General features: G+C 39.9%; 18 protein-coding genes and 1 pseudogene. 14 read left to right on the forward strand and 5 right to left on the reverse strand.

Features of this window, described 5'->3' with window-relative positions:
• Positions 1–154 precede the first annotated feature (154 nt).
• Together DIC78_RS21000 and DIC78_RS21005 are read left to right on the forward strand one after the other, a co-directional pair.
• Complete coding sequence (locus DIC78_RS21000; protein ID WP_024121709.1) at positions 155–937, forward strand: VLRF1 family aeRF1-type release factor; 783 nt, start codon at positions 155–157, stop codon at positions 935–937.
• Positions 938–1,074: 137 nt separating this feature from the next.
• A complete protein-coding gene (locus DIC78_RS21005; RefSeq protein WP_003231280.1) occupies positions 1,075–1,611 on the forward strand; it encodes a DUF420 domain-containing protein in 537 nt (178 codons plus the stop codon).
• A gap of 92 nt (positions 1,612–1,703) precedes the next feature.
• On the opposite strand, the gene DIC78_RS21010 is transcribed toward DIC78_RS21005, so the two are convergent.
• Positions 1,704–2,378: a lysozyme family protein gene (locus DIC78_RS21010; RefSeq protein WP_024121708.1), complete on the reverse strand. Its 675-nt coding sequence runs from the start codon at positions 2,376–2,378 to the stop codon at positions 1,704–1,706.
• A 191-nt stretch (positions 2,379–2,569) separates the two neighbouring features.
• Here DIC78_RS21010 and czrA point away from each other — a divergent pair, with 191 nt between their 5' ends.
• Positions 2,570–2,902, forward strand: a complete 333-nt coding sequence (gene czrA / locus DIC78_RS21015) for a Zn(II)-responsive metalloregulatory transcriptional repressor CzrA (protein WP_024121707.1) — start codon at positions 2,570–2,572, stop codon at positions 2,900–2,902.
• 30 nt (positions 2,903–2,932) lie between these two features.
• Here the strand turns inward: czrA and csk22 are convergent, their stop codons facing one another.
• Positions 2,933–3,475, reverse strand: a complete 543-nt coding sequence (gene csk22 / locus DIC78_RS21020; protein ID WP_095713089.1) for a mother cell-specific sporulation protein Csk22 — start codon at positions 3,473–3,475, stop codon at positions 2,933–2,935.
• A 205-nt stretch (positions 3,476–3,680) separates the two neighbouring features.
• On the opposite strand from csk22, the gene DIC78_RS21025 reads away from it, so the two are divergent.
• The 7 genes from DIC78_RS21025 to csaA all read left to right on the forward strand — a co-directional run bounded on the left by DIC78_RS21025 (position 3,681) and on the right by csaA (position 8,464).
• Positions 3,681–4,619 (forward strand): helix-turn-helix transcriptional regulator, encoded by a 939-nt coding sequence (locus DIC78_RS21025; RefSeq protein ID WP_127696868.1) that lies wholly within the window; start codon positions 3,681–3,683, stop codon positions 4,617–4,619.
• Between the two features lie 52 nt (positions 4,620–4,671).
• The gene (locus DIC78_RS21030; RefSeq protein WP_106021268.1) at positions 4,672–5,157 is read left to right on the forward strand and encodes a GyrI-like domain-containing protein; all 486 of its coding nucleotides are present in this window, start codon (positions 4,672–4,674) and stop codon (positions 5,155–5,157) included.
• 76 nt (positions 5,158–5,233) lie between these two features.
• Positions 5,234–5,938 (forward strand): MBL fold metallo-hydrolase, encoded by a 705-nt coding sequence (locus DIC78_RS21035; protein WP_106021266.1) that lies wholly within the window; start codon positions 5,234–5,236, stop codon positions 5,936–5,938.
• Between the two features lie 2 nt (positions 5,939–5,940).
• A complete protein-coding gene (locus DIC78_RS21040) occupies positions 5,941–6,516 on the forward strand; it encodes a TetR/AcrR family transcriptional regulator (RefSeq protein ID WP_106022152.1) in 576 nt (191 codons plus the stop codon).
• A 78-nt stretch (positions 6,517–6,594) separates the two neighbouring features.
• Positions 6,595–7,347: a GNAT family N-acetyltransferase gene (locus DIC78_RS21045; RefSeq protein ID WP_106022153.1), complete on the forward strand. Its 753-nt coding sequence runs from the start codon at positions 6,595–6,597 to the stop codon at positions 7,345–7,347.
• The gene (locus DIC78_RS21050) at positions 7,347–8,069 is read left to right on the forward strand and encodes a helix-turn-helix domain-containing protein (RefSeq protein WP_106022154.1); all 723 of its coding nucleotides are present in this window, start codon (positions 7,347–7,349) and stop codon (positions 8,067–8,069) included. Before DIC78_RS21045 ends, DIC78_RS21050 begins: the two co-directional genes overlap by 1 nt.
• 62 nt (positions 8,070–8,131) lie before the next feature.
• On the forward strand, positions 8,132–8,464 hold the full coding sequence (gene csaA, locus DIC78_RS21055) for a chaperone CsaA (protein ID WP_105955047.1): 333 nt from the start codon (positions 8,132–8,134) through the stop codon (positions 8,462–8,464).
• A gap of 500 nt (positions 8,465–8,964) precedes the next feature.
• Here the strand turns inward: csaA and DIC78_RS21060 are convergent, their stop codons facing one another.
• Together DIC78_RS21060 and DIC78_RS21065 are read right to left on the reverse strand one after the other, a co-directional pair.
• Positions 8,965–9,207 (reverse strand): hypothetical protein, encoded by a 243-nt coding sequence (locus DIC78_RS21060; protein WP_049809936.1) that lies wholly within the window; start codon positions 9,205–9,207, stop codon positions 8,965–8,967.
• Positions 9,204–9,560 (reverse strand): winged helix-turn-helix transcriptional regulator, encoded by a 357-nt coding sequence (locus tag DIC78_RS21065; protein WP_024121697.1) that lies wholly within the window; start codon positions 9,558–9,560, stop codon positions 9,204–9,206. The genes DIC78_RS21060 and DIC78_RS21065 overlap by 4 nt, the downstream gene beginning before the upstream one ends.
• Positions 9,561–9,728: 168 nt before the next feature.
• On the opposite strand from DIC78_RS21065, the gene DIC78_RS21070 reads away from it, so the two are divergent.
• The 3 genes from DIC78_RS21070 to DIC78_RS21080 all read left to right on the forward strand — a co-directional run bounded on the left by DIC78_RS21070 (position 9,729) and on the right by DIC78_RS21080 (position 12,317).
• On the forward strand, positions 9,729–10,475 hold the full coding sequence (locus tag DIC78_RS21070; RefSeq protein ID WP_106021259.1) for an SDR family NAD(P)-dependent oxidoreductase: 747 nt from the start codon (positions 9,729–9,731) through the stop codon (positions 10,473–10,475).
• A gap of 59 nt (positions 10,476–10,534) precedes the next feature.
• Positions 10,535–10,954, forward strand: coding sequence for a hypothetical protein (locus DIC78_RS21075; RefSeq protein ID WP_024121695.1), 420 nt, complete (start codon positions 10,535–10,537; stop codon positions 10,952–10,954).
• Between the two features lie 460 nt (positions 10,955–11,414).
• The gene (locus DIC78_RS21080; protein ID WP_240671131.1) at positions 11,415–12,317 is read left to right on the forward strand and encodes a tyrosine-type recombinase/integrase; all 903 of its coding nucleotides are present in this window, start codon (positions 11,415–11,417) and stop codon (positions 12,315–12,317) included.
• 658 nt (positions 12,318–12,975) lie between these two features.
• Here the strand turns inward: DIC78_RS21080 and DIC78_RS21690 are convergent.
• Positions 12,976–13,060: pseudogene (locus DIC78_RS21690) on the reverse strand (putative holin-like toxin).
• A gap of 510 nt (positions 13,061–13,570) precedes the next feature.
• Between DIC78_RS21690 and ppsA the strand changes: the two are divergent.
• A complete protein-coding gene (gene ppsA / locus DIC78_RS21085) occupies positions 13,571–16,174 on the forward strand; it encodes a phosphoenolpyruvate synthase (protein ID WP_127696869.1) in 2,604 nt (867 codons plus the stop codon).
• Positions 16,175–16,233: the final 59 nt, after the last annotated feature.

Raw genomic sequence — 16,233 nt, forward strand, 5'->3', positions numbered from 1 at the left:
AAAAATAGTTAGAAACACAGTAACCAATTGTAGTAGATAGAAGAGGCGTTTGTAAATGATAAATCCATAATTGCTAGAATTTAGTGCAAGGAAGGTTTGATTGGTTTTAAGAGAGGAAAAAGAAAAGTAACCCGTTGCAAAAGGAGGAATATGAATGCCGATTGATTCATTGATTAAGAAATTGCGTTATGTCCAATTGGAATCCCCGGACAAAATTCTCTCATTATATCTCAACACAGATATGAGGGATCCAGAGCAGCAAGGGGGAGAATGGAAAATTGCCCTTAAGTCAGGGTTCGGCAGATTAAAAGAATATCTGGCAGCAAGTGACCCTGAGGAAGAAAAGTGTCTGAATGCAATCACGGACAAAATCTATCAGCACCTTAACGGAATAGGAAAAAACATGCCGCGCAGCCTCGTGTTTTTTGTTTCGAATAGCGGTATATGGGAAGCGATCAAGCTTCAAATTCCTGTTGAAACAAAATTTTACTGGGAAGAGACAGCTGTACTTGATCAGCTGGAGAATTTGCGCAAAACGTATCCAAGCACGGCTTTTATTTTAACGCAGCAAAATGAAGTGAAAATTATAGAAACCGTTTTAGGCAAAATTGAAGCGGTGGAACATTATGAATATGACGTAATCAATGAATCATGGGAGAGCAGCCAGTCTTCTAAAACCACATCGGCTTCATTAGAAGAGGAACAGCTGAAGAATCATGTAACGGAGAATCAAACGAGACTGTACAAGCGGCTGGCGGCCAACCTCGACCAAAAGGCCGCGGCAAAAAAATGGGAGCGGATGATCATTGCCGGTGATAAAGAAACGGCTGACATCCTCGATCAGCATATGAACAAACCCGTTCATTCGAAAATCCAAAAGAATTTGCTGAATGAAAATGAACATAAGGTTGTTGACCATTTAATGCAAGAGGCATAAACCAAAAGGCTGGTGCTATTAAAGCGCCGGCCTTCTGAAGTGTGTCTAATTTCTGACGAAGCCATCGAAAACGTTGACATCTCCGTTGAATTTGCATACGATTTGGATAGCCAGTACAAATTAGGAGAGGTCACCAAATGAATCAAACAGAAAATAAACCGAAAAATTATACTGGAATTGTCCTAACACTGACAGTTCTGATTAACGGTTTAATCGCAGTGCTGTTTTTTATGCCCAAATTAGATCAGTTCAGCCATGCGAATATTCACATTTTGCCAATGCTGAATGCGATATTCAACAGCTTTACGTTTATCTTCTTGTTGGCGGCACTGATTATGATTAAACAAAAAAACATTAAGGCGCATAAACGCTTTATTTTAGCTGCTTTTACGACAACTTTATTGTTTTTGATTTGCTATGTCACATACCATTCGATTGCGGAGAATACGCTGTATGGCGGAGAAGGTATTATGCGTCCGATTTACTTCTTTATTTTAATTACGCATATCTGCCTTTCTGCAATTATCGTGCCGCTTGCGCTGTTTACGCTGATCAGAGGCTTCAGCATGCAGGTTGAGCGCCATAAAAAAATTGCCAGATGGACAATGCCGCTGTGGCTGTATGTCAGCCTTACAGGCGTTATTGTATATTTGATGATATCACCGTATTATTAAAAGCCATACTTTGTATGGCTTTTTTGAGGTTGGTAAACATAACAAAAGCCCAAATATCGTTTTGGGCTTTGTCAGTAAATTGACAGGCTCCTTTAATGAGCCGTTGATTCCATGGTTTCAAGTGTTGCAACTTGTAAAGATTTTTCAACAGTTTTCGTTTTTTCTTTTACTTTTTCCGCGTACGTGTAATCACCGTAGCAATACGGATAACGGAAATTGTTTTCATTTCCTCCGCAAGTATAAAGCCCGGGATTTTTTTCGACTTGCTGCTCGGAGTATTGTTTTGCCAATTCCTCAGTATGCGTTCCTCCATGTTCAGCTACAAAATCAATATAACCTGCCCCCATGTTGTAGCTTTGAATAATCGTATCCAAATCCACACCTTTTTCTTTACCGGTTTTGTACATGAGGGTAAATTGCTTGATGCCTTGTTTAATACTGAGTTGAGGGTCTGTTATCTCATTACGCTTTAACCCTAGAGATTCAGAGGACTGCATCGGATCATTGCCTTTTCCTTTTGACTCCTGATACATCATGCCGAGTATCAGCGATGTGTAATTGGAGAGTCCCCGATTTTCAAGCTCGTCCTCAACCAGCGGTTTATAATCAGTTAAACGTTCGAGGACAATTGTTTTCGTGTCAATCGGAAGTTTTTTGATTAAATCGCGGTTGAACAAAAGCAGGACCAATAAAAAAGAGGCCATGACAAAGACAGAAATCATCATAAAACCCGCAGCAGCGAAACAGCCTTTTCTCTTTTTCTTCACTGTGTTTCACCCTCAATGTTTGCAGCAGTATGACTTTTTCATTATGACATAGAACGTATACCAGACCAAGTGAAAACCTGATTTGAAACATAAATTTAAACTATGAGATTAAATTGGAACAAGAAGAGACAGGTTTGCATGAAAGGTCATTTGTTATAAGATAAAACTATGAAATAAGAAAGGTGAGACACATGACTGAATTTCGAGAAACGGACCGTGCGAATGAAACGGTGACCGATTTGGACGAAGAAACTTTATTTCTAGTCGCACAAACCTTCAAAGCGCTTTCTGATCCTACGAGAATCAGAATTCTCCATTTGCTTTCTCAGGGTGAACATGCTGTGAACGGGATCGCTGAGAAACTGAATTTACTGCAATCAACAGTATCCCATCAGCTCAGGTTTTTAAAAAATCTACGGCTCGTGAAATCGCGCAGAGAAGGAACATCAATCTACTATTCTCCCGAGGATGAGCATGTTTTAGATGTGCTTCAGCAAATGATCCATCATACAAGACACGATTAAAAAAGACATCCTTGCTGCCGCATGTCGCGATTAAGCAAGGATGTCTTTTTCTTTACTGTGCCCATTTTGTTCCAGCCCGTTTCTGCTGATTTTGATGACAATAGAGGAAAAACCGATATAATAGACGGCGATCAGAAAACAGACGCCAATCGTGAAAGGATCAGTACCGATAGATTGGCTGTAAGATCCCAGGCTGTGTAAATCAGGCGCGGCAAGGTACAGCTCTGTTACACGATAAAGAAATCTAGATAGAAATAGGGTTAGCAGAATAAGCTCTACCCAAATATGAGTCCGAAAATAAATTTTTCCTCTACGTTTTTCAAAGGAAAGATTTTTCCTGGCGAAAAAAACCAGCAGACATCCGCCGAGAATGCCGATAATGAAATATCCGTATAAAAAAGGATGAATGAGACTGAAGATGGTGAGACCGAATGCAAACATTGAAAAAAGAATCATACGAGTAAAAAGCCAGCGAGGCTTCAGCGGCTGATATCCGATGGATCGCTTGATTTTTTTATACAGAAAAAAGACGATAATCACGACAGGATAAACGCTTTGAAGTGTAAGATGCATGATGTGATATCCCCTCCGTTGAGAAGTGTATGCTTATCCGTTTTGAAATAGTAGTCTAAATAAACAATGCCCATAAAAAAAGAAGGGGAGGCCCCTGTTTCATAACATATGCACGATGCCTTTAGGCTGCATAATAGATATGCCCAAGCCTCATAAAATGGTATGATAATATTGGAAAATAAAAGCAGGAGACAAGGTGCGAAAAATGAAACTGGAACGTATGTTAGCGATGGTGATGTTATTAATCAGCAAAAAACAAGTGCAGGCTGCTGAGCTAGCTGATTTGTTTGAAGTATCAGTCAGAACGGTTTACCGAGATATTGATACGATCAGCAGAGCGGGCATTCCGATTGTAACCTCACAAGGCGCCGGGGGCGGGATCAGTGTGATGGAAACGTATCGGCTTGAAAGAGAGTGGCTGAAAGAAGAGGAGCTATTTGCTATTGCTTCCGCTTTGCAGAGCGTCTCATCGATGTATGAACCCGCTTCTCACAGCGCGGCTTATCAAAAAATAAAACATCTCATACCTGACCAGGCCGCAGAGGCATTTAAGCGAGAAACGGAAAAATGGTTTATTGACATGACGGCATGGGGACAAACAGAGAACCAAAAAGCGCTTCGAGAAAACATCAGTGATGCAATCGATCGGTCGTCAACCATATCATTTACATATACAAATGCAAACGGGGAAACACTTCTCCGTGAAACAGAGCCTTACACGTTGGTGTGCAAGACAGGCCGCTGGTATTTATACGCCTACTGTCTGGTTAGAAACGATTTCCGTTTTTTTAAATTAAGCCGGATGAAAGATCTGACTGTTTTACATCAATCATTTAAGAGAAAAGACATACAGCTGGAGACTCTGCCTTGGGATGCGAATTGGTATCGAAAGGACCGTTTAACTGAACTGGTCATTCTTGTCCAGCCCGGTGCGCATCAGCGTATAAGTGAATGGTTTGGAAATGATGTCCTTCTATTTAATGATAATGAAGCCTGCCGAGCGGTGATATCTCTGCCTGAGGATCAATGGCTGATCGGTTTCTTGCTGCAATTTGGCAAGGATATTGAGGTCCTGGAACCCCTTCATATCCGGGAAAAGGTAAAAGAAACGATTTTTCATATGCAAAAAATATATGAAACCTGACACAATGCTGTCAGGTTTCTTCTTTTATAATCTAGGTAAAAGGAGGTATCATATGAGCTATTCACATATGACACATTTAGAACAAAAGCGCTTTTCAGGGCTGTCACAAAGAACAAGCAATGCATTGGAAATGACGGAAAAAAGACAAATCCCGCTCTTATGGAATCGATTTTGGCAGCAGGATACGAGCGTGTTACTTCCGCCTAATAAAAAAGATCAGAGCATTATCGCTTTATACTCTCATTACGAACAGCAGGAGAATGGGTTTTACACATTTTCTGTCGGCGCTTTTACCGAGCATAGCGACATGCTTTCGGAACCTTATGAGGATATATATTTACCGGCTTCCGCTTATGCTGTTTTCACTTCAAGAATCGGTCCTATTGAAGACATTGTACTCGACACATGGAAGGAAATCTGGTCTTGGGATAAGCGCCATTTGCGTACGTTTTCAGGAGACTTTGAGCAGTATGACCAAAGTGCGCTTTCACCGCAGCGGGCGCAGGTTAAAATATTTGTCGCCATAAACTTGGTATAACACTCTTGAAAAACTAATGGTATTAGTTAATAATAAAACTAACACCATTAGTTTTTTATTCAGGAGGAGTTATCATATGAGAATGATTCAGAATCAAACTGTGCGGCAGCTGACGTTTTATCCGACATTATTTCCGGTCAATTGTTATCTTGTAGAGGAAGAAAATGAAGTAACCTTAATTGATACTGGTCTTCCAAACAGCTATAAAGGGATTATCCAAGCAGTGAATCAGCTGGGAAAACCGTTACAACACATTTTATTGACTCATGCGCACGGTGATCATGTCGGTTCGCTGGATGCACTGTCCCAAGCCTTTCCTCATGCAAAGGTTGTCATATCCGAGCGTGATTCATTCTTGTTAAAAGGTGATGTTTCTTTGCGGAAAGATGAACCGCAGACGCCTATAAAAGGAGGAATTCCAAAAAATATCAAAACAAAGCCTGACGTTTTGCTGGCGGGTGGCGAAACAATCGGTTCTCTCCTTGCGATTTCAACCCCAGGTCATACCCCGGGAAGCATGTCGTTTCTGGACACAAGAAACGGAATTGTAATAGCTGGGGATGCATTTCAACTACGCGGGGGAATAGCCGTCTCCGGCCAGATGAGATGGACATTTCCTTTTCCTGCCTTCGCCACTTGGAATAAGGAGGCTGCTGTAAGAAGCGCGGAATGGCTTGTTGACAAGGCGCCGAGCTGTCTCGCGGTCGGACATGGGAATTTCCTTGCTTCACCAGAACAGTCGATGAAATTAGCAATTCAAAAAGCAAAGAAGGGGGTCTGACCATGTCACCGAGAGCAGGATTACATCAAAAGATGATTATAGAAGCGGCGGCAGAGATTGCTGATCAGGAAGGAATAAACGGCGTAACACTAGCCGCACTCTCTAAAAAAATGAATGTACGGCCCCCGTCTCTGTATAATCACATAAGCGGGCTGCAGGGAATCAGAACAGAGCTTGCCGTTAGCGGTTTGACAAGGCTTTTTGATACGATGGCTGATTCCGTCAAAGAACAGAAGGGGGAGTCCGCCTTGCTATCTTTAGGCGATGCATATGTTGGGTTTGCAGTTGAAAATCCGGGTTATTATGAAGCGACTTTACTTAAAATTCAAGATGAAAGAGCTGAAAGCCTGTCAAACCAGATTGTCCGTCTTGTCACGAAACTGCTAATTGACAGCGGTTATGCAAACGAACAGACTGTGATCCATGCAACAAGAGGGCTGCGAAGCTTGCTGCACGGATTCGCGACTTTAATCGGAAAAGAAGCGTTTGAATTAAAGGAAGACATTTCAGAAAGCTTAGCATTTTCAATTCGATTATTTCTATCGGGGCTGTCAACAAACAATAAAAGTATTATGTAAACTAAATAATATATGTCTTATATTTCTGAATATTGTATAATATATCATGCAGTATATATAAGGGAGAGGCAAGAGGCGATGCATGATATTTACAAAATTGAGCAATTAGCGGCAGCATCATGGCCGTCTTATATTCAAAAAAGAATGGGGAAATGGCTTCTCAGAGCGAATTTTGGCGTAACCAAACGGGCGAACAGCGTATGGACATCGGCGGACATGCCAGAAGGAGATTACCAAAAAGAGATCGAGCATTTCTATAAAAGTTTAGGCCTGCCCGTTTGTGTTCAAATCAGTGACGCATCTCCGGAAGGACTGGATGATGCGCTGGCAGACAGCGGATATGAAAAGATTGATGAATGTTTTCAAATGACAGCAACATGCTGCGATATTTTAGATCGTACTTTTGACAACAGCCGATTTACATATAAGTGGGAGCAGGAGTCATCGTCTTCATGGATTGATGATTTTATCCGATTGGAAGAATTTTCAGCCGAACGGCATTGCGGCTATGCAAGCATTTTCAAACGAATGCAGCCGTGTAAAACCTTTTTCACTATGTATGACCAAGGCAGCCTGACAGCAGTGGGCACGGCTTCCGTTATCGATGGCTATGGCGGACTCAGCAACGTTGTAGTAGCAAAGGAACATAGAGGGAAAGGGGCAGGGACCCAAGTCATCAGGGCTCTGACTGAATGGTCAATGAACAATGGAGCCAAGTATATGTACTTGCAAGTGATGAAAGAAAACTCAGCCGCCGTTTCTTTGTATGAAAAAATCGGGTTCTTGCCTATATCGGAACACCATTACCGGATCAAAAAGGAGGATGGCTGATGAATTCGCTTCAAGAGATTATCTGTGAAAAACGGACATATACACGCCTTTATTCCTCACATAAGCACGCATACAGCCAATTTCTTTTTCCCCTTGAAGGGAATATCGATCTTGAAACAGAGGATCGGCAGGTCATATTAAAGCCGGATCAATTTTTATATATTCCGCCAGAGTGCGAGCATCGGTTCCGCTCTATTGGCAGAAATGAATGTCTTGTGCTGGATGTGCCGCTTCAGGCGATGAAAATTGAGGAGCATCATGCAGCCGCAGGGATTGAAGCTGCAATCGATCCTTTTTGGTCTTCGATCAGGCACTTATTAATAGAGGAAGCAAACACACGCTCAGCGCACACGCTCCATTTGCTTGTTCAATACATAAAAGAAAAACTGCAAACCCATACTCATGCGTCAATCGCATACATCCATAGTCATTTGTCTGAGCCGCTGACAATACAAAAGCTGGCGAAAATTGAACATTATCACCCAGCTTACTATTCAAGCTGGTTTAAGAAACAGACCGGTAAGTCCCCTAAAGCCTATATAGCTGACCTCCGTCTTGAGGAAGCGAAACGGATGCTGATTGAGAAAAATGTTGCGCTGACTGTCGTGAGTCAAGCGCTCGGCTTTCAAAACCTTTCTTCTTTTACAAGATGGTTTGCAAAAAGTACAGGTGTATCGCCCCGAATATACCGGAACACCTTTCATTCGGATAAAAAAATATGAGCTTTTGGTTAAACATTTAGCAGGTGTCTCTTTTAAAATAGTAAGAAAAAGGAGATATAATGATGGCTGTAATTGAAGATTTTGAAAAACTGGATATCAGAACTGGCACCATTATTAAAGCGGAAGAGTTCCCTGAAGCAAGAGTCCCGGCGATTAAACTGTTCATTGATTTTGGAGAAGATATCGGCATTAAACAATCAAGCGCGCAAATCACAAAGCGCTATTGCCCGGAAGAACTGACCAACACACAAATTATCGCTGTCGTGAACTTCCCGCCGCGCCGAATCGCAGGTTTTAAATCCGAAGTCTTAGTCCTCGGCGGCATTCCCGGCCAAGGCGATGTCGTCCTGCTTCAGCCTGAACAACCATTACCAAACGGAACAAAAATCGGATAACACAAAAAAGACGTTTGCCTAAGAGGCAAACGTCTTTGCGTATTGAGGCGATGCACCACACGCCACATTCGTGTGTGCCGCAAAGGGCATGTACATCGGCTTACACAATTCAGCTCATCGCTATATGAATATAGCATGGCGGTTGAGGAAATGCAAGGAGTACTTTGTTATTGTAATTGAAAACGTAATAAAACTTGTCTTATTTTGTATGATGTTGTCGAAAGTAAGCGAAAACACAAAATTCAATCGTAATATTGTTAAATTGTATGACGATATTAAGCTGGTGTTTTATTGTCCAAACTCAGAAAATTGACTTAACTGTGACCCGTACTGTGACCTGATTATGACCTGAAACACCGTTTTGTGGATGTGAATAAATGCTGTTAAATCAATAAAAACGTACTAAATAATAAGGTGAATACAGGGGAGTAATGTGACCTGGATTTTTAATTCAGGTCTTTTTTATGCACAAAAAAATGCCTATTATCTCTAGATAGGCATTAAATATTATTATCAATATCTTCATTTATTTTTTGGCTAAGTTTCTGAACCTTCTTTTTAACATTTGAAACAGCTCTTTTTTGAATTTCATCAAAGTTCTCCTGAATATAGTCCATGATACTTCTTATTAGAACTTCACTTTCATAATTGAATATCTCATTTATTTCTGACTGTTCTTCATCTGTCAGGTGATGGTATTGAAGTTGTTTAGCATTTACTTCAGCAGCTACATCAATCCTCACTTTAGTTGTTCTGGTTGTACAATTTCATATTCACCTTCTGCATACTCTTGCTCCGCATAATGGCCTCCCCATTGACAGAGCTCCTGCAAGATAGGTTTAAGAGATTCTCCAAGTTCAGTGGATGAATATTCAACCTTCGGGGGTACTTGATTATACATCTTTCTGCTCACAAGTCCACTGGCTTCAAGCTCTCTAAGTGTTTGAATCAGCATTTTCTGAGTTATATTTGGGATAATGCGCTTTAATTCACTCGTTCTCTTTGGTCCATTCATTAAAAAGTATAATACAAGGCCTTTCCATTTTCCGCCAATAACTTCCTTTGTCACTTCAAACCCACAGCTAAATTTTTTCATGTCTAAAGCTCTCCATTCCACATTTATTACTTTTTAGTTACTATATCACAAAAAAGTGGGTACTTCCGATAATGTGCTTACTGAAGGATACTATATCTTGTAAGTTGTTCTTCAAGTACTTAAAGGTACTAGACATAAAATAAAATTAATTCTAAAGGAGTGTTAAGTATGGGTAAATTTGAAGGTGAAATAGCGCTTGTAACGGGTGGAACAAGTGGGATTGGTCTTGCTACAGCACAAAAATTTGTAAACGAAGGTGCATATGTTTATATCACGGGACGTAGACAAAACGAACTTGATAAAGCTGTTAACCAAATTGGCAAGAACGTAACCGGTGTTCAAGGTGATATTTCTAAGCTTGAAGACTTAGACAAACTATATGACATTATAAAGCAGGAAAAAGGTAAGTTGGACATTCTTTTTGCTAATGCAGGCACCGGAAACTTCCTTCCATTAGGTGAAATTACTGAAGAGCAGGTTGATAGAACGTTCGACATTAACGTTAAAGGAACCATCTTTACTGTTCAAAAAGCGTTATCACTATTCCCGGACAAAGTAGGTTCTATTATTGTAACGGGCTCTACTGCTGGATCAATTGGCAACCCAGCGTTTAGTGTATATGGAGCATCTAAAGCAGCATTAAGAGCACTAGTTCGCAACTGGATTCTTGACCTAAAAGGTACTGAAATCCGTGTAAATGTGGTTAGTCCAGGAGTTATTCTTACACCTGCATACGATGAGCTTTTTGGTGATGCACTTGAAGGAGCAATGGAAAATACCAGAAATACTGTTCCAACTGGAAAAGTTGGGACACCTGAAGAAGTAGCAAACGCTGTATCTTTCCTTGCTTCAGACGAAAGCAGTTACTTGACGGGTGTTGAATTGTTCGTAGATGGCGGGCTAGCACAGGTATAATTTCACTGCGCAGAGAAGGGGTACTTTGGATACTTCTATAATTCACAGGAGGGCTATAAATGACTAATCAATTAGAAGAAAAGGTTGAACTTCTTGAACAAGAAATTGAAGAGCTTAAATGGCAAATCTTAAAGCTTAGTAATGCAAAACTGAATGATCCAAGATACCCTTATTCCAATTGGTTAATTCAACATAATATTTATAGTGAGAAAAGAAGAGAATTGGAATATATCTTATCAGTCTTAAATGATCGTGTTCTAAATAGTCCTCAGCCACCAGAACAGTATCGAAAAGAGGTTGAAGGCATTTCAAGTCAGGAGTTACATAATGAGAAAGTCCCTGACTTTGCAGAAGTGCGTGATATCTTATCTAAAGTTCTTGGAATTAAAGAAAAGAAAGTGATAGCGCTTCTTAATGCTCTAAAAGATGAAGGTAAATTTAAGGATTTAAGCGAGAAACTTTTAGATGAAGTTTATTAAAAACTAGACTCCCTTTAGCTGGGGGTCTTTTTTATGCAGTGTGTTAAAATATGGATGGGTATTCTTGTTATCACAAGGGAAGAGAGGGGCGTTAAAGGGTCGGAACATTCTTCCGAACCTAGTGTGCTGCTGTCCACTCTATATATTGTGTGACTTCTTATAAGCATGTCATTATAATTGTCTTTAGTACGTTTTCCCTTGTGTTCACTTAAAAAGGTGAGCAGAATGACAAAAGTTAAAAAAGATGAAAAATCAGGAACATACTATTTTGTTTATTCAGGTGGAACGCATCCAATAACAAAAAGAGAATTAGCGTAAAAGAAAAGGGATTAAGACTTATAAAGAAGCTCAAGAGGTACTTAGACAGGTAATTCTTGAGGTTGAAGAAGAAAAGAACTACTTACCTGAGATACCTGAATCATTTGGAACGTATGCTGAATCCTGGTTAGAATCAAAAAGAGTGAAGCTTAGACCAAGTACATTTAACAACTATAGAGAGATACTTCAATACAATGTTCTTTCTTATTTATCGGTATACAAATTCGATGAGATCACAGAGGATGTATTGCAGCAACACATAAATACACTCCACTTTGAACGAAAAGTATCTGCTGACACAGTAAGAAGAGCAGTACAGGTAACCAGGAGCATATTCAAAAAGGCATCACGAAGAAGAAAAATTGATATGGCCATCTTTGATGAATTGAACTTACCAAGAGAAAAGAGCATAGTGGAGACTTGGACTCCTGAAGAAATTAAACGTTTCCTGGATACTTCAAAACTTAAACGCCCATCAAGACATTACATTGCTTATGAAATATCCATTAAGACTGGTTTGAGAATGGGTGAGGTTCTGGGGTTAGAATGGAAGAGCATTAACTGGGAAAAACGGTATATCACAATACGCCAAACACTATGTAGGATAGATGATAAAGGTAACTATGGGTTAGAGCCAGAAGTTAAAACAGTTAACTCATACAGAAATGTTAATATACCTGAGTCACTATGTGAAAGCTTACGGAAACATAAAAGGTTGGTTGAAAGGGACAAGATAGAAGCAGGAGTAAAATACAATGATCTAGATTTAGTGGTATGTACGAAAATGGGGGATTGGTTGCCGCCTTGTAATTGGAGAAGGGGATTTCACTCAATACGCAAACAGCTAAGATTACCAAAGATTAAACCTCATGCACTGAGACACACACATGCTACGTATCTAATCAGTATTGGAGTAAGTCCAAAAATAGTACAAGAGAGGTTAGGTCATTCTGATATTAAACAAAGATTAGGAACATACAGTCACGCTCTTCCATCAATGCAACTAGAAGCAGCAGATAAGATGGATTTATTATTAAAATCGTGACCTCACCTGTGACCTGACAGAATTAAAAAAGCGATGAGCTACGCTGTGTAAGGCTTTGTAGTACCTCTTTGAACACGCCACATTCGTGTGTGCTGCAAAGGGCATGTACATCGGCTTACACAATTCAGCTCATCGCTATATGAATATAGCATGACGGGTGAGGAAATGCAAGGAGTACTTTGTTATTGTATGTTTGAATTTGTTGTGAAAATATGAAATGAAGAGAAATAGGGGAGATTACTGTACAATGATTAGTTTGTATTGGATGATTTGAAACCGGTAAAAGTCATGTTATGACCTGAGTGTGACCCCAACTGTGACCCGAAGTATACATTTAAGAGTTGTCATAAACGTAGTTAAATCAACGAAAACGTACTAAATATCAAAGCGAATAGAAGGAACCAGTATGACCTAGACTTTTTGATCTGGGTCTTTCTTTATTGCACAAAAAAATGCCTAGGAACTCTCAATAGGCATTAAATGTTAGTATCGATATCTTCATTTTTTTTTGGCTTAGTTTTTGAATCTTCTTTTTAACATAAAAGACCTAGGGTACTGCCAACACCCCGGCTCTGTACAAAAAGCTGACCATCAAAGGGCTTGCTCGATGTGGTTTCTTGGTAGACCTATCCCTTTAGGTTCTGAGGCTCGGGGAGGTCTATTTTTTATTTATATACGTCAGCAGGGCGATTATAAACGACTCGAATGCAAGACATTAGCATTAATGCCTGGAATATTGACATAGCATCACCCCCTTTCATTAGGGGATGAGCAAGACTCCCTTGAGTGAGCAAACTTTATAGGAAATATTTATACATAAATGTCCTTGTCGTTAAACATTCACAATATATTGACAACGTGAAAGGAGCTTGCAAAATGCAGGTTCTTTTTTGTATTCGGTTATAAAACCTTTGATATATTGTCTATAAAAATTCAATTTGAATATGGAAACAATACAAGAATAAAAGTTGGATGTTGCTTTGTTTATTGGTCATTTTTTCTTGTAAATACTTTTCATGTTCTTTCTATAGAATAAAGTTCCGACTTTTTTGTGACTAATGATAGCGGGAAATTAAAAAAGAACCTGTTGAAATAGCCCAGGTTCTTTTTATATTGCACAAAAATAGACACGGTGATATAATCAGACTACGTGTGCTTTCTGTGTAAAAAGTTATAGATATCCATCTTATATTTTTATTATATCATGCTGGAAAGCTCTTTGTCAATTATTATTTTTGAAGGGGAGATGTAGAATGAGTTCTTTGGTTCTTGGTTTTCACGAAATTGAAAAAACACAGCATTTGCTTGTTGGAGGAAAAGGGTTAAATTTAGGGGAATTATCAAAAATTCAAGGTCTACAAGTACCAGAAGGATTTTGTGTCACAACAGTAGGATATCAAAAAGCCGTCGAACAAAACGAAATGTTACAAGTGTTGTTGGATCAATTGGCCATGCTAAAAGTTGAGGATCGAGATCAAATTGGTAAAATCAGCAGAAAGATTCGACAAATCATTATGGAAATAGAAATTCCTTCCGATGTTGTGAAAGCAGTTGCTCACTATCTCTCCCAGTTTGGTGAGGAACATGCCTATGCCGTACGTTCGAGTGCGACTGCTGAAGATTTACCACATGCTTCTTTTGCCGGTCAGCTAGATACCTATTTAAATATTATCGGCAAAGAAGCGATCTTGCTGCATATCAGCAAATGCTGGGCTTCCCTATTTACGGATCGCGCGGTAATCTACCGCATGCAAAATGGATTCGACCATACCCAAGTTTATTTATCCGTTATCATTCAAAGGATGGTTTTCCCACAGACTTCGGGGATTTTATTTACCGCTGATCCAATCACTTCCAACAGAAAGGTGTTATCCATCGATGCCGGTTTTGGACTTGGTGAAGCACTGGTCTCTGGCTTGGTATCTGCCGATTGTTATAAAGTACAGGATGAGCAAATCGTCGATAAGATGATAGCAACCAAAAAATTGGCTAACTATGGACGAAAAGAAGGAGGAACAGAAACACAGCAGATCGAGCCTACTCAGCAAAAGACTCAAACACTGACTGATGAACAAATTTTACAACTGGCACGCATCGGGAGACAGATCGAAGTTCATTTTGGTTGCCCGCAAGATATCGAATGGTGTTTGGTTGACGATACTTTTTATATTGTCCAGAGTCGTCCAATCACAACTTTATACCCTATCCCTGAAGCGAGTGATCAAGAAAATCACGTCTATATCTCTGTTGGTCATCAACAAATGATGACGGATCCCATAAAACCACTGGGATTGTCTTTTTTTCTGTTGACGACTTCTGCACCCATGCATAAAGCTGGTGGAAGGTTATTTGTTGATGTCACACATAATCTGGCATCACCTGACAGCAGAGAATTTTTATTAAATGGCATGGGACAACACGATCCGCTCTTAAAAGACGCACTTATGACAACAATTGAGCGACGGGATTTCATTAAGTCGATACCAAATGATAAAACAGCAACGATTCCCAACCGAAGTAACAATACAGATATGCTGGCACAATTCGAGAACGATCCAACAATCGTTTCTGATTTGATTAAGCGTAGTCAAACATCGATAGAAGAGTTAAAACAAAACATCCAAACGAAATCGGGATCGGATTTGTTTGATTTTATTCTCGAAGATATCCAGCAATTAAAGAAGATCTTATTTGACCCACAAAGTTCGGCTGTGTTTATGGCTGCTATAAATGCTACATCATGGATTAACGAAAAAATGAACGAGTGGTTAGGCGAAAAAAACGCAGCAGATACGCTTTCTCAATCTGTACCTCATAATATTACTTCAGAAATGGGTCTTGCGCTATTGGACGTCGCAGACGTGATACGTCCTTATCCAGAAGTAATTGCTTATTTACAGCATGTAAAAAATGATCACTTTTTGGATGAGCTGGTTGAGTTTGAAAATGGACAGAAAATCCAAGACGCTATCTATGCTTATCTCAACAAATACGGAATGCGGTGTGCCGGAGAAATTGATATTACAAGAACTCGGTGGAGCGAAAAACCAACTACACTTGTCCCAATGATTCTTAATAATATCAAAAACTTTGAGTCTAATGCCAGCCATCGGAAATTTGAACAAGGGCGACAGGAGGCTTTGAAGAAAGAACAAGAGTTATTAGATCGATTGAAGCAATTACCGGATGGTGAACAAAAAGCCAAAGAAACCAAACGAATGATCGACATAATCCGGAATTTCATCGGTTATCGGGAATATCCAAAATACGGCATGGTTAATCGCTACTTCGTTTATAAGCAGGCTTTACTGAAAGAAGCCGAACAACTCGTAAAAGTGGGCGTTATTCATGAAAAAGAAGATATATACTATCTCACTTTTGAAGAACTTCACGAAGTCGTACGCACAAATAAACTGGATTACCAAATCATAAGCAAACGAAAAGACGAGTATAATTTATATGAAAAACTATCTCCACCACGTGTTATCACGTCTGATGGTGAAATCATTACAGGCGAGTACAAACGAGAAAATCTCCCAGCCGGAGCGATTGTAGGTCTACCTGTTTCCTCCGGAGTTATAGAGGGGCGAGCACGTGTCATCTTAAACATGGAAGATGCTGATCTAGAAGCTGGAGATATATTAGTCACTTCCTTTACTGACCCTAGCTGGACACCTTTGTTTGTATCCATAAAAGGCCTAGTCACCGAAGTTGGTGGACTGATGACCCATGGAGCAGTAATAGCGCGTGAATATGGCTTACCTGCGGTTGTTGGAGTTGAAAATGCTACTAGACTAATCAAAGACGGGCAACGAATTCGTGTGAATGGAACAGAAGGGTACATTGAAATATTGTAATGGCTTATCAATTAAGATCTTGTCATAATGGACGGCCTTAAATGGAGAAAAGAACGGTT

This window comes from Bacillus halotolerans, from assembly GCF_004006435.1.
Taxonomy (GTDB): domain Bacteria; phylum Bacillota; class Bacilli; order Bacillales; family Bacillaceae; genus Bacillus; species Bacillus halotolerans.

What these genes read in the sequence shown, in the direction of transcription:
- DIC78_RS21075 (WP_024121695.1), top strand. Translation starts at nt 10,535, where the DNA reads ATGACTAATCAATTAGAAGAAAAGGTTGAACTTCTTGAACAAGAAATT.
- DIC78_RS21065 (WP_024121697.1), bottom strand. Translation starts at nt 9,560, where the DNA reads ATGAAAAAATTTAGCTGTGGGTTTGAAGTGACAAAGGAAGTTATTGGC.
- DIC78_RS21040 (WP_106022152.1), top strand. Translation starts at nt 5,941, where the DNA reads ATGTCACCGAGAGCAGGATTACATCAAAAGATGATTATAGAAGCGGCG.
- DIC78_RS21035 (WP_106021266.1), top strand. Translation starts at nt 5,234, where the DNA reads ATGAGAATGATTCAGAATCAAACTGTGCGGCAGCTGACGTTTTATCCG.
- DIC78_RS21005 (WP_003231280.1), top strand. Translation starts at nt 1,075, where the DNA reads ATGAATCAAACAGAAAATAAACCGAAAAATTATACTGGAATTGTCCTA.
- DIC78_RS21025 (WP_127696868.1), top strand. Translation starts at nt 3,681, where the DNA reads ATGAAACTGGAACGTATGTTAGCGATGGTGATGTTATTAATCAGCAAA.
- DIC78_RS21050 (WP_106022154.1), top strand. Translation starts at nt 7,347, where the DNA reads ATGAATTCGCTTCAAGAGATTATCTGTGAAAAACGGACATATACACGC.
- czrA (WP_024121707.1), top strand. Translation starts at nt 2,570, where the DNA reads ATGACTGAATTTCGAGAAACGGACCGTGCGAATGAAACGGTGACCGAT.
- DIC78_RS21070 (WP_106021259.1), top strand. Translation starts at nt 9,729, where the DNA reads ATGGGTAAATTTGAAGGTGAAATAGCGCTTGTAACGGGTGGAACAAGT.
- csaA (WP_105955047.1), top strand. Translation starts at nt 8,132, where the DNA reads ATGGCTGTAATTGAAGATTTTGAAAAACTGGATATCAGAACTGGCACC.
- csk22 (WP_095713089.1), bottom strand. Translation starts at nt 3,475, where the DNA reads ATGCATCTTACACTTCAAAGCGTTTATCCTGTCGTGATTATCGTCTTT.
- DIC78_RS21045 (WP_106022153.1), top strand. Translation starts at nt 6,595, where the DNA reads ATGCATGATATTTACAAAATTGAGCAATTAGCGGCAGCATCATGGCCG.
- ppsA (WP_127696869.1), top strand. Translation starts at nt 13,571, where the DNA reads ATGAGTTCTTTGGTTCTTGGTTTTCACGAAATTGAAAAAACACAGCAT.
- DIC78_RS21030 (WP_106021268.1), top strand. Translation starts at nt 4,672, where the DNA reads ATGAGCTATTCACATATGACACATTTAGAACAAAAGCGCTTTTCAGGG.
- DIC78_RS21000 (WP_024121709.1), top strand. Translation starts at nt 155, where the DNA reads ATGCCGATTGATTCATTGATTAAGAAATTGCGTTATGTCCAATTGGAA.